11 protein-coding genes are annotated in these 12,379 nt (G+C 44.0%); all 11 read left to right on the top strand.

Annotation, left to right across the window (positions count from 1 at the left end; translation table 11 throughout):
- Positions 1 to 57: 57 nt before the first annotated feature.
- The 11 genes from I3B46_RS18105 (at position 58) to I3B46_RS18055 (ending at position 12,357) form a co-directional block, all read left to right on the top strand.
- On the top strand, positions 58 to 1,101 hold the full coding sequence (locus tag I3B46_RS18105) for a rod shape-determining protein (protein ID WP_014657562.1): 1,044 nt from the start codon (positions 58 to 60) through the stop codon (positions 1,099 to 1,101).
- A gap of 87 nt (positions 1,102 to 1,188) precedes the next feature.
- Positions 1,189 to 2,157, top strand: a complete 969-nt coding sequence (gene mreC / locus I3B46_RS18100; RefSeq protein ID WP_004925539.1) for a rod shape-determining protein MreC — start codon at positions 1,189 to 1,191, stop codon at positions 2,155 to 2,157.
- A gap of 39 nt (positions 2,158 to 2,196) precedes the next feature.
- A complete protein-coding gene (mreD, locus tag I3B46_RS18095; RefSeq protein ID WP_004925536.1) occupies positions 2,197 to 2,685 on the top strand; it encodes a rod shape-determining protein MreD in 489 nt (162 codons plus the stop codon).
- Positions 2,686 to 2,725: 40 nt separating this feature from the next.
- Positions 2,726 to 3,313, top strand: coding sequence for a Maf family protein (locus I3B46_RS18090; protein WP_004925534.1), 588 nt, complete (start codon positions 2,726 to 2,728; stop codon positions 3,311 to 3,313).
- Positions 3,310 to 4,779 (top strand): ribonuclease G, encoded by a 1,470-nt coding sequence (rng, locus tag I3B46_RS18085; protein WP_004925530.1) that lies wholly within the window; start codon positions 3,310 to 3,312, stop codon positions 4,777 to 4,779. The genes I3B46_RS18090 and rng overlap by 4 nt, the downstream gene beginning before the upstream one ends.
- A gap of 22 nt (positions 4,780 to 4,801) precedes the next feature.
- Entirely contained in the window at positions 4,802 to 8,596 is a 3,795-nt protein-coding gene (yhdP, locus tag I3B46_RS18080; protein WP_071821175.1) for an AsmA2 domain-containing protein YhdP, read from the top strand.
- A complete protein-coding gene (gene nit1, locus I3B46_RS18075) occupies positions 8,596 to 9,450 on the top strand; it encodes a deaminated glutathione amidase (protein ID WP_004925524.1) in 855 nt (284 codons plus the stop codon). The genes yhdP and nit1 overlap by 1 nt, the downstream gene beginning before the upstream one ends.
- A gap of 5 nt (positions 9,451 to 9,455) precedes the next feature.
- Positions 9,456 to 10,901 carry a metalloprotease TldD gene (gene tldD, locus I3B46_RS18070; protein WP_104873209.1) on the top strand — a complete coding sequence of 482 codons (1,446 nt, stop codon included), beginning with the start codon at positions 9,456 to 9,458 and terminating at the stop codon, positions 10,899 to 10,901.
- 14 nt (positions 10,902 to 10,915) lie between these two features.
- Positions 10,916 to 11,401 (top strand): ribonuclease domain-containing protein, encoded by a 486-nt coding sequence (locus I3B46_RS18065; protein WP_004925521.1) that lies wholly within the window; start codon positions 10,916 to 10,918, stop codon positions 11,399 to 11,401.
- A gap of 12 nt (positions 11,402 to 11,413) precedes the next feature.
- Complete coding sequence (locus tag I3B46_RS18060; protein WP_004925519.1) at positions 11,414 to 11,701, top strand: barstar family protein; 288 nt, start codon at positions 11,414 to 11,416, stop codon at positions 11,699 to 11,701.
- A 59-nt stretch (positions 11,702 to 11,760) separates the two neighbouring features.
- Positions 11,761 to 12,357: an RBBP9/YdeN family alpha/beta hydrolase gene (locus tag I3B46_RS18055; RefSeq protein WP_014657567.1), complete on the top strand. Its 597-nt coding sequence runs from the start codon at positions 11,761 to 11,763 to the stop codon at positions 12,355 to 12,357.
- Positions 12,358 to 12,379: the final 22 nt, after the last annotated feature.

The raw sequence follows: 12,379 nt of genomic DNA, 5'->3' as shown, positions 1-12,379 counted from the left end.
GTTGGTAGAGTAGACGGGTTTTTATTCGTCCCCAGCTTGCAGGATAACCCTTTCGTTATGTTTAAAAAATTTCGTGGCATGTTTTCTAATGACTTGTCAATTGACTTGGGTACGGCCAATACCCTTATTTATGTCAAAGGACAAGGCGTAAAATTAAATGAACCTTCTGTTGTCGCTATTCGCCAAGACCGCTCAGGTACGCCAAAAAGCGTCGCGGCTGTTGGTGGTGAAGCTAAGCAAATGCTGGGGCGTACACCAGGTAACATTTCAGCGATAAGACCAATGAAAGATGGTGTTATTGCAGACTTTTTCTTAACTGAAAAAATGCTTCAGCATTTTATCAAACAGGTTCATAGCAATAGTTTCCTTCGCCCAAGCCCTCGCGTGCTGGTCTGCGTTCCTGTTGGCGCAACTCAAGTTGAACGTAAAGCAATTCGTGAATCTGCGTTAAGTGCGGGTGCACGTGAAGTCTTTTTAATTGAAGAACCTATGGCTGCGGCAATTGGTGCTGGGTTGCCGGTTTCTGAAGCGACAGGTTCAATGGTTGTTGATATCGGTGGTGGTACTACCGAGGTAGCGGTTATTTCGTTGAATGGTGTTGTCTATTCTTCTTCTGTTCGCATTGGGGGGGACCGTTTTGATGAGGCGATCATTAACTATGTTCGTCGCAACTATGGCTCTTTAATTGGTGAAGCAACCGCTGAGCGTATTAAGCATGGTATCGGTTCTGCTTACCCAACTGATGAAGTTTATGAAATAGAAGTTCGTGGTCGTAACCTCGCTGAAGGTGTGCCGCGCGGCTTCAAAATGAATTCAAATGAAATTTTAGAGGCATTGCAAGAGCCACTAACCGGTATTGTTAGTGCTGTCATGTTAGCATTAGAACAGTGCCCTCCTGAATTAGCTTCTGATATTTCAGAACGCGGTATGGTATTAACTGGCGGCGGTGCTCTGCTACGTAACCTCGATCGCTTACTAATGGAAGAGACAGGTATACCTGTTATCGTTGCTGAAGATCCTTTGACCTGTGTTGCTCGTGGTGGCGGTAAAGCACTAGAGATGATTGATATGCACGGTGGCGATCTGTTTAGCGATGACTAAATAACGCTATAGGCAAGCTGGGGCTTTGGCTCCGGCTGCTGATTTGCCTATTTTTGTTCCTCCGAACTTAGTGAAACACAGCCATACATGAAGCCGATTTTTAGGCGAGGTCCATCGCTCCAGCTGCGTATTTTTATTGCTGTTATTGCCGCAATCGCACTGGTCGTGATCGATCATCGCTTTGAGCCTTTCAATAAAATCCGTAACTATCTAGACACGGCGGTTAGCCCATTTTACTTTTTGGCTAATGGCCCACGTCAATTTCTTGATAATATTTCGGAAAATTTCTCCTCGCGTGAACAACTCCAGTTTGAAAATAAGGCATTGCGTCAGGAATTGTTGTTGAAAAAAGCAGATAGTCTTTTGCTCGAACAATTAAAGCAAGAGAACGCTCGCCTGAGAGAATTACTTGGCTCACCGCTCCGTCAAGATGAACACATGATGGTCACACAAGTGATCTCGGGAGCGAACACGCCTTATCGAGACCAAGTCGTTATCGATAAAGGTGAAAATGATAATGTGTACGAAGGGCAGCCCGTCATTAGTGATAAAGGGGTTGTAGGGCAAGTCGTTGGTGTTAGCCAATTTAATAGTCGCGTCTTGCTGATTTGTGACACGACCCATGCGCTACCGGTACAGGTATTACGTAATGATATCCGAGTGATCGCCGCGGGATCGGGGTGTGCCGATGACTTACAGTTAGAGCCACTGCCTGAAAATACGGATATTCGCGTTGGGGATGTTTTGGTCACATCCGGTTTAGGTGGTCGTTTCCCTGAAGGCTACCCTGTGGCCGTTGTCTCTAATGTTAAGCACGATACTCAGCGGGCTTATACGATTATTAGCGCAAGGCCAAGTGCTGAGTTGCAGCGCTTACGCTATTTGTTACTATTATGGGGTAATGATAACGATGCCGTTACACCATTACAGCCTTCAGAGGTCTATCGCGCTGCCAATGAGCGTCTGATGAAGGTGCTCCCACAAGTATTACCAAACCCGAGTGAAATTCAGGGTCCACCGTTACCTCCATCAATGTCTCAAGAAGCCCAACCATAAAGGAAGGTATAATGGCTATGGGTAAAGAGGGTTAGTTAAATGGATGAATATCGCGGTAATGGTCGCAGTATTATTTGGATTTCTTTTTTCATTGCATTGATTTTGCAATTGGTCCCATGGCCGGAACAATTTACGTTTTATCGGCCATCATGGTTACTTTTGATCCTTATCTACTGGGTTATGGCGTTACCGCACCGTGTAAGTGTGGGAACGAGCTTTATTCTTGGCATTATTGTTGACTCTATTCAAGGTTCGGCATTGGGGGTTCACGCCCTTTCATACAGTATTATTTGTTATCTTGTCTCCTATAAATACCAATTACTGAGAAATATGGCGCTGTGGCAGCAAGCCTTAATCATTGTGTTGCTGACAATCATACTGGATATGACTGTTTTTTGGGCTGAATTTGTCTCTTCTCAGGTATTATTCCACCCTCAAGTATTCTGGAATAGTCTCGTAAATGGTATTCTGTGGCCATGGCTGTTTTTGCTATTACGGAAAATTCGTCGTCAGTTTTCAGTGTGTTAAGATTTTTACCGGCTGGCAATTATCTCTGGAATATCGTTTTATGAGTTATATTTATTTGGCTTCTGGTTCGCCGAGAAGAAGAGAGCTTGTGCAACTATTAGGATATCATTTTGATATCTTGCTTCCCAACGTTGAGGAACAATGGCAACCGGGTGAAACTCCTGAAGCGTATGTTCAACGTTTGGCGCGGGAGAAATCACAGGCGGGGGTTAAAATAGCGCCTAAAAAATACCCGGTAATTGGGGCAGACACCATTGTTGTTCTTAATAATCAAATCCTAGAGAAACCTCGCCATGAACAGCATGCTCAAGAAATGCTGTCAGCCCTTTCGGGAAATACGCACCAAGTGATGACGGCTGTCGCAATCTCGGATATGGATCGCACACTCAGCGCATTGATTGTGACAGATGTGACGTTCCGCGAGTTATCTTTAACTGAAATACAGGATTATATAAAGTCAGGGGAGCCTATGGATAAAGCTGGAGCCTATGGGATCCAAGGTAAGGGTGGCTGTTATGTAAGGCGTATAAATGGCAGCTATCATGCAGTTGTTGGTTTACCGTTAGTAGAAACAGATGAATTAATACAACGATTTTTAGCGTTAAGTGATGGTAAGGGGATGTCATGACGGCTGAGTTACTAGTAAATGTTACACCATCTGAAACGCGCGTTGCTTATATTGATGGTGGGATTTTGCAAGAAATCCACGTAGAGCGAGAAGCAAAAAGAGGAATTGTAGGGAATATCTACAAAGGTCGTGTGAGCCGTGTGTTGCCCGGTATGCAGGCGGCCTTTGTTGATATTGGTCTGGATAAAGCTGCCTTCTTACATGCCTCCGATATTATGCCTCATACCGAGTGCATTGCTGGGGATGAGCAAAAGAATTTCCATGTTAGAGATATCGCTGAACTTGTTAAACAAGGCCAAGACTTGATTGTTCAAGTCGTGAAGGATCCCTTAGGCACGAAAGGTGCAAGGCTCACGACAGATATTACATTGCCTTCCCGCTATCTGGTATTTATGCCGGGAGCTTCACATGTTGGTGTGTCACAGCGCATTGAAAGTGAAAGTGAACGTGAGCGTTTAAAAGAGTGCGTGTCTCAATATTGCGATGAAAATGGTGGCTTTATCATACGCACCGCTGCTGAAGGGGTGGGTGAAGATGAAGTGAAGCAAGATGCGGCATTTCTCAAACGTTTGTGGGCTAAAGTCATTGAACGGAAGAAACGTAATGTCACTCGCACCAAAATTTATGGCGAATTATCACTCGCTTACCGGATAATTCGTGATTTTGCGGGGGCCTCATTAGATAGAATTCGTGTGGATTCTCGTCTAACCTATAAGGAGTTACAGGAGTTTATTGAAGAATATGTTCCTGAAATGACAGCTAAGCTTGAATTGTATCAAGGTAACCAGCCGATTTTTGATTTGTTTGACGTAGAGAACGAGATCCAACGCGCGATGGATCGGAAAGTCGAATTGAAATCAGGTGGTTATTTGATTATCGATCAAACTGAAGCGATGACGACAATCGATATCAATACAGGGGCGTTTGTAGGGCATCGCAATCTTGAGGAGACCATCTTTAACACCAATATAGAGGCGACCCAAGCGATTGCTCGTCAGTTACGGCTGAGAAATTTGGGCGGTATTATTATTATCGATTTTATTGATATGAGTGATATCGAGCACCGTCGCCGTGTTTTAGCCTCTTTGGAGCAGGCGCTTAGTAAAGATAAAGTAAAAACCACGATCAATGGCTTTTCTCAGCTAGGGCTAGTGGAAATGACGCGTAAGCGTACCCGGGAGAGCCTTGAACATGTTTTGTGTGATGTGTGCCCAACTTGCCAAGGGCGTGGCACAGTAAAATCGGTTGAAACCGTGTGTTATGAAATTTTACGAGAAATTGTTCGTGTTCATCGCACAATCGATGCAGATAGGTTCTTAGTTTATGCTTCCCAATCAGTGGTTGATGCACTGACTGGTGACGAGTCTCATGCCCTTGCGGAAGTGGAAATTTTTGTCGGTAAGCAGGTTAAAGTTCAGACTGAATCGTTATACAGTCAGGAACAGTTTGATGTCATCATGATGTAGTTTTTACGTGAAGGAGAAACGGGTGAAACGACTGCCACGGGTAGTATGGATGACGACGGCTATCGTGCTGCTGCTTGGTGCATTGCTGCTCACTGGGCTACGTTTCTTCTTACCGAATATCAACTATTACCGGCAAGATATCATTGGCTATATTGAAAAAAACACGGATATCACCTTACAAATAGGTGAAATTGAGGGGGCATGGCAATCGTTTGGGCCGGTTCTGACCTTAACCGATGTGGTTGTTCGCAATGAAGAAGTCGATGCAAAAGCCAGCAAAATCGCCGTTGAACTCGATATTTGGAGCTCGTTACTTTCCTTAACATGGCGTTTTCGTGACATCACTTTCTACCAGCTCAATGTCGATTATAAAGTGCCTTTTAGTTTTGAAGGCCGCGCACAACCCATTGATAGTGATAGTATTGAAGGGCTATTTCTAAAGCAATTTAACCATTTTACTCTCAAAAATAGCCAACTGACCTTTCTGACGCCATCAGAGCAAAAAACAACCCTGATTTTACCTGAATTAACTTGGTTGAATGAGCAACGCCGCCACCGTGCCCAAGGGTTTGTTAGCTTAGAAACGATCAACAAGCAGCATGGTTTTTTGCAAGTCAAAATTGATATTAAAGATAAAAACGGCATCTTGAGCGACGGCACCATTTATCTACAAGCTGACAATATAGATATGCAGCCATGGTTAAGTCGCTGGTTACGTGAAAATACTGGGCTGCGCGATGCCAATTTTAGCTTATCCTCTTGGGTTACCATCAAAAATAATCGTATTGATAGCGGCCTCTTGCAGTTACGACAAGGCGAAGCGAATTGGGGGGAAGCCCCTTTAGCGCAAAACCTACAAGTTAATGACTTACTCATCCGCATGAGAAGGCAAGGGGAAGGCTGGTTATTTAATATTCCTGAGTTAGATACATTAAAAACCAATGAATATATTTGGCCGAATGGGAGTGTTTCGGTACTTTACCTGCCTTCATCGATGAAATACCACCAAAAAGATCACTGGCGGATCCGAGCTAAAAATATTGAGTTAGAGCGGCTTAGTGAAATCTTACCTACTTTTTCATTTGTGACGCCAGAAACGGTGCAAGAATGGCAGCATCGCCAACCTAAAGGTTTATTATCCGTTTTTGCTCTAGATATTACTCCCGATCAACTTGAGCACACGCAAATTGATATGGACTGGCAGGATGTCAGTTGGAAAAAATGGAAACAACTCCCTTCGGTTGATCACTTCACGGGTGTCTTGGTCGGGAATGCGCAGCGAGGGGTTCTCTCTGCGACATTAGATAAGAGTTATGTTGACTATGAGCCTCAATTTAAAGCCCCTTTTCAAATTGATAAAGCACGCGGACAACTGTATTGGCAAAATGATGACAATCAATTCAAGTTGTGGAGCGACCAACTGGATATACAGGCCTCTTCATTATGGGCGAATGGGCAGTTTAGTTTTTATCAGTCGAAAAAAAGTGATGATACTGACCTGAGCATCTTAGCGGGCGTCAATATTGATAATGCGGGAGAAGCGTGGCGCTATTTCCCGCAACAGTTGATGGGGGAAAGCCTAGCGGACTACCTATCAAACGCTATCATCGCAGGGCAAGCGAAAGATGCGACAGTCGTCTTCAAGGGTGACCCTAAACATTTCCCATTTAATCAGAACGATGGCCAGTTCCAAGTCTTTGTGCCCTTACGCAAAGCGACCTTTGAGTATGATAAAGGTTGGCCTGCTTTATCTAATTTAGACATTAACCTTGATTTTAAACGTTCAGGTCTGGCAATGCGTGCAGACAGTGTCAAATTAGGTGAAGCAACAGCCACACAGCTAACCGCTGATATTCCGAATTATCAAAATGAAATGCTATTTATTAAGGCTGATTTAGCGGGTACAGGCTCACAAATACAGCAGTATTTTAGTATGACACCACTGAAAAGCTCGATTGGCAATACGTTAGATGAGTTGCAAATTGGAGGCATGGTAACAGGTGATCTCGCTTTATCTATTCCGTTAGCACACGGCAAGGAAGTTAACGCGAAAGGGAATATCAATCTGAATAAAAATGATTTATTGATTAAGCCTATCGACAGTAAGCTCACGGAGTTGACGGGGCAGTTTAAATTTAACAACGGCGATTTGGTCGGTGATAAATTAAAAGCACAATGGCTGGGGCAACCTGTCGACGTCAATTTTTCAACGGTTGATAACCCTAAAGATTACCAAGTGAAGGTGGATCTAGGGGGAAATTGGGATATAGCAAAAATTGCTCAATTGCCTGATTCATTAAAGCAAAAAGTGGCGGGAACCAGCGATTGGAACAGTCATATTGAAATTACACTTCCACATTCGCCGTCCGATGATATGGCTCTTGCCGTGGAATTCTCCGCTGGTTTAAAAAAACTGAAGAGCCGCCTCCCTGCATTGGACGATCGCTTACTTAAAGAGTTAGGGACGGTCAATGCAACAGCTAAAGGCTCATCGACACATTTAAATATAGGCGGTGATATTGGTCGGCGTATTGGTTTCAACACGCGTTGGGATCTGAGAGCACCACAATTACGTTTAGAAAAAGGCACTCTGGCAAAATGGAATGGCAAGCCACCAGAGTTACCGCAGTCATCAATGCTACTTGCTGATTTGCCAGTGATTACTAACCCACAATGGTTAAAAACAGTCGATACATTTTTTTCAGCAGATCAAGGTGGTAAATCGATAAATATTGGCTTACCTGAAACAGTGAGAGTGAAGACACCATCCCTGTCTTTAGGTGGACAAGCATGGCAAAATTTAGACCTCTCATTTAACTTGTTGGCTAAAGAGCAGCAAATTAAGGTATCAAGCGAAAATCTTAAAGGGGAATTACAGATTTTTGCTCAACAGCCTTGGGTGCTGAATATCGATTACCTGTATTACAACCCAATGGCATTCCCTGGGGAACAAACAACCAGTAGCAATGACTCTTCCTCATTCAACTTTAGCCATTGGCCTGAAATGACGGTTAATTGCCAAGATTGCTGGGCAGGTGGACAAAAATTAGGGAAATTGAGTGCCCACTTGAAGCCGCAAGGAAATACATTGCAACTAAGTGGTGGAACATTAAGTAATAGCGCCACTCAATTAAAATTAGATGCTTTATGGCAAAGCGGTAAACAAAACCGTACACAAATTGCAGGCTCCTTAAGTGGGGAGCAATTTGATGAAACAGCCGCTTACTATGGTATTTTAGTTCCTATTATCGGTTCACCTTATACGCTTGATTTCGAACTCAATTGGCAAGATGTACCTTGGTCGCCAGATATTGCAACCCTTAATGGCGCGTTATCAAGTAAGCTTGGTAAAGGCGCGATCGCTAAAATGGGCGGAGGGCGAGCGGGCCAACTGTTACGGCTAGTGAGTTTTGATGCACTATTACGCAAACTTCAATTTGATTTTCGCGATACCTTTAGTAATGACTTTGACTTTGACTCAATTAAAGGTAATGCCAAGATCCGTAATGGTATTCTATCAGCAAAAGATGTGTACATTGATGGGTTAGTTGCCGATATTACGTTAAGTGGGGAAATTGATTTGGTGAAACGCCAAATTAACGGTGAAGCGGTCGTGACGCCCGAAATATCTGCTACAGTAGGAGTAGCAACGGCATTTGCAGTTAACCCGATTGCGGGTGCAGCGGTTTTTGCTGCATCAAAAGTATTAGGTCCGCTATGGAGCAAAATTTCTGTGATACGTTACCGTGTGACAGGAAGCTTGGATGAACCCAAAATTGATGAAGTATTGCGTCAGCTAAAGGAGACTCAAGAGTAATGAAAAATGGCAATGTTGCACTTTTGCAGTTATGCAGCGGTAAAAATACGAAACATAATTTGGCACAGATTGAGCAGCAAATTAAGCAGTTGCCAGAGACTGTTGAGCTAGTATTGACACCTGAAAATGCCTTGTTGTTCGCAGATGCGGCGACTTACCGTAAACAGGCCGAAAAAGAAGGGCAAGGCCCTTTACAAGAAGCTATTGCCAATATGGCGAAGCGCTACAATGTCTGGATTTTAATTGGCTCAATGCCATTGATCAGCCGTGAGGATCCTGAACGCATTACGAGCAGCAGTATTTTAATTGATTCCCAAGGGCAGATTCAGGCGCGTTATGACAAGATCCACATGTTTGATGTGAATATTGAAGATGAGCAGGGAACCTATAATGAATCGGTTATTTATCAGCGTGGTGAACATATCACGGTGGTTGATACGCCTGTAGGCCGATTAGGTATGACAATCTGTTATGATCTCCGCTTCCCTGGTTTATTCCAAGCCTTGCGTGAGCAGGGGGCTGAGATTATCTCTGTACCTGCCGCTTTCACGCGTTATACCGGTAAAGCACATTGGGAGCCACTGCTGCGTGCAAGGGCGATAGAGAACCAATGTTTTATATTAGCGCCCGCTCAAGTTGGTGTACATGGTACGCGCAGAACGTGGGGCCACACCTTAGCCGTCGATGGTTGGGGTAAAGTTATGAAAAAGAACGTTGATGCTGTAGCATCGACGGTTTTAAATATTCAAACTGAAAATTTAAGTGGGATGCGGGAACAAATCCGAGTGGTGAAACATAACCGCTTTAGGCCGCAACTGACTTCATTGATTAAAAAAGACACAATAAAAGAGTAACCAATATGAGTTTAGCTTCTGTCAGCGAACATTTGCTGGCCGCCAATGGTCTTGACCATCAAAAACTGTACGACACACTAGGCTTGTTATCTGAGCGTAAAATTGATTATGCGGATCTCTATTTTCAATCAAGCTACCACGAAGCGTGGGTATTAGAAGATCGCATCATCAAGGACGGCTCTTATAACATTGACCAAGGCGTCGGTGTTAGAGCGATAAGTGGCGAAAAAACGGGATTTGCCTATGCCGATCAGGTTTCGTTGATGGCGTTACAGCAAAGCGCGACTGCGGCACGTAGCATCGTCAGCGAGCAAGGTAACGGTAAATCACAAATTTTGACTGAAGTGGGCTACAAGAAGCTATACTCAGAAACGGATCCACTGCAAAGCTTGTCACGAGAGGACAAAATTGCGTTATTGCACCGTATTGATCAGGTTGCAAGAGCAGAAGATCCGCGAGTGATCGAAGTCAATGCAAGCCTAACGGGTGTTTATGAGCAAGTATTAGTAGCAGCAACGGACGGTACGTTAGCGGCCGATATTCGCCCATTAGTTCGTTTATCTGTCAGTGTGCTGGTGGAGCATGAAGGTAAGCGTGAGCGCGGTGCTAGCGGCGGCGGCGGGCGCTATGGCTACGAATATTTTCTTGAAATTCATCAAGGACAAGTGCTTGCAGAGCAGTATGCGAAAGAAGCGGTACGTATGGCACTGGTTAATCTGTCAGCGATTGCAGCGCCAGCTGGTATGATGCCTGTTGTATTGGGGGCAGGCTGGCCGGGCGTATTGCTTCACGAAGCGGTAGGACATGGCTTAGAAGGTGATTTTAACCGTCGAGGCACGTCTGTTTTCTCAGGGCAAATTGGTGAGCTGGTTGCATCTCCTCTTTGTACTGTCGTTGATGATGGCACAATTGCAGGCCGTCGAGGCTCTTTAGCCATCGATGATGAAGGTGTACCGGGTCAGTATAATATCTTGATTGAAAATGGTATTTTGAAAAATTACATGCAGGATAAATTGAATGCACGTTTAATGGGGGTCGCACCAACCGGAAATGCGCGTCGTGAATCTTATGCGCACCTACCAATGCCTCGTATGACCAATACCTATATGTTGTCAGGTACGTCAACGCCTGAAGAGATTATCTCTAGCGTGGATAAAGGCATCTACGCACCTAATTTTGGTGGTGGTCAGGTTGATATTACTTCCGGTAAGTTTGTTTTTTCAACTTCTGAAGCTTATCTAATTGAAAATGGCAAAATTACCTCTCCGGTTAAAGGCGCAACGCTCATTGGTTCTGGCGTTGAAGCAATGCAGCAAATCTCCATGGTAGGTAACGATCTTGCGCTCGACAAGGGAGTGGGTGTGTGCGGAAAAGAAGGGCAAAGTGTGCCTGTTGGTGTTGGGCAACCGACACTGAAATTGGATAAAATGACTGTTGGCGGCACCGCATAAATTGGAATTAAGCAATGAATAAACGGATTATTTCAATGCTGTTGATGGCGGTCTTGATCGCGCTTAGCTTATATTTTAATGCGGGTGAACAACAAGACAAAAAACAGGCCGAAAGGCCTGTTTCAGTGCCAGCGCAAACAACAGAACAACAGCCGCATCCCCAGAAAATTGATGAACTAACCAAACAGGCAAATGTGGTGAGCTATATGCAAAAACATCAGCAATTGCCGAGTTTTTACATCACGAAAAAAGCGGCTCGTCAGGCTGGTTGGGAGCCGAAACAGGGGAACCTGTGTGATGTGCTACCTGGGAAAGCGATTGGGGGAGATAGGTTCTCTAATCGAGAGAAGCGGTTACCCATCGCTCCGAATCGTCAATGGTATGAGGCTGATATCAATTACAACTGTGGGCACCGCGGTGCAGACCGTTTGCTATACTCCTCCGATGGCATGATTTATGTCACTACAGATCACTATAAAAGCTTCCAGCAGGTAAACTAAGAGATAGCAGCGATGAACCAAAAAATAGTTTTTGACTTTCGGCAGATCAAAACAGTTGAAGACTTTTATTTGCAATTTTCACAACGGTTCTCGCTGCCAAATTGGTTTGGTCACAATCTTGATGCCCTTTGGGATATGGTCTCTGCGGGGCTAGAGCTGCCTATTACCATTGTTTTTAGCCACATGACATCAACTCAGCGGATAGAATTCTCGGATATTATTGATGTAATGAATGATGCACAAGATATGTGGGAAGATGAGTTTATTTTCGCCCTAGATATAACGAAAAATTCTAAATAACCATTAAACTATGCATGGTATAGTATATGCCAACTGATTAGGGTTATGGAGAAATAAAAATGGCAAATGACGTTTCTCAAAATGAGTCATTGAAAGGTAAGAAGTTTGTCATTGTGCATGGTTATACCGCTTCACCAGAAAAAAACTGGTTTCCATGGTTAAAGGCTGAGTTAGCGTCGTTAGGCGCGTTAGTGTATGTACCTGAAATGCCTGAACCGCTATCACCCGAGCCATTAAAGTGGCAACAACATCTCAAAAACTTAGCAATTGAGATTGATGAAAATACCCTATTTATTGGGCATAGCCTAGGGTGTGTGACCGTATTGCGCTTTTTAGAGCAGCAGGTCGCAAAAGGCAATAAAGTCGGTGGCTATATTTTAGTAGCGGGTTTTGATCAGGAGCAAAGCACACTACCTGAATTAAAGCCTCACACGTTGAGCCGATTAGATTACCCATATTTAATTGATATAGCAGATAAAAGGATTTCAATTATCTCTACCAATGATTGGGTCGTTTCACCACAATCATCACAAACACTCGCCAAGGCATTACAAACCGAAGTGATTATTGAGGAAGAAGCTGGGCATTTCCTTGATAGAGAAGGGTATACAGAATTCCCAACATTACTTCACTCAATAAAAACTCAATTTAACTGAATATAAAATCAGGCTGTTTGAA

Source organism: Providencia sp. 2.29, assembly GCF_015832305.1.
Lineage (GTDB): Bacteria > Pseudomonadota > Gammaproteobacteria > Enterobacterales > Enterobacteriaceae > Providencia > Providencia stuartii.
The sequence above is the reverse complement of the archived record's forward strand: the minus strand, read 5'-3'. Positions and strand labels throughout refer to the sequence as shown.

What these genes read in the sequence shown, in the direction of transcription:
- I3B46_RS18105 (WP_014657562.1), top strand. Translation starts at nt 58, where the DNA reads ATGTTTAAAAAATTTCGTGGCATGTTTTCTAATGACTTGTCAATTGAC.
- mreC (WP_004925539.1), top strand. Translation starts at nt 1,189, where the DNA reads ATGAAGCCGATTTTTAGGCGAGGTCCATCGCTCCAGCTGCGTATTTTT.
- mreD (WP_004925536.1), top strand. Translation starts at nt 2,197, where the DNA reads ATGGATGAATATCGCGGTAATGGTCGCAGTATTATTTGGATTTCTTTT.
- I3B46_RS18090 (WP_004925534.1), top strand. Translation starts at nt 2,726, where the DNA reads ATGAGTTATATTTATTTGGCTTCTGGTTCGCCGAGAAGAAGAGAGCTT.
- rng (WP_004925530.1), top strand. Translation starts at nt 3,310, where the DNA reads ATGACGGCTGAGTTACTAGTAAATGTTACACCATCTGAAACGCGCGTT.
- nit1 (WP_004925524.1), top strand. Translation starts at nt 8,596, where the DNA reads ATGAAAAATGGCAATGTTGCACTTTTGCAGTTATGCAGCGGTAAAAAT.
- tldD (WP_104873209.1), top strand. Translation starts at nt 9,456, where the DNA reads ATGAGTTTAGCTTCTGTCAGCGAACATTTGCTGGCCGCCAATGGTCTT.
- I3B46_RS18065 (WP_004925521.1), top strand. Translation starts at nt 10,916, where the DNA reads ATGAATAAACGGATTATTTCAATGCTGTTGATGGCGGTCTTGATCGCG.
- I3B46_RS18060 (WP_004925519.1), top strand. Translation starts at nt 11,414, where the DNA reads ATGAACCAAAAAATAGTTTTTGACTTTCGGCAGATCAAAACAGTTGAA.
- I3B46_RS18055 (WP_014657567.1), top strand. Translation starts at nt 11,761, where the DNA reads ATGGCAAATGACGTTTCTCAAAATGAGTCATTGAAAGGTAAGAAGTTT.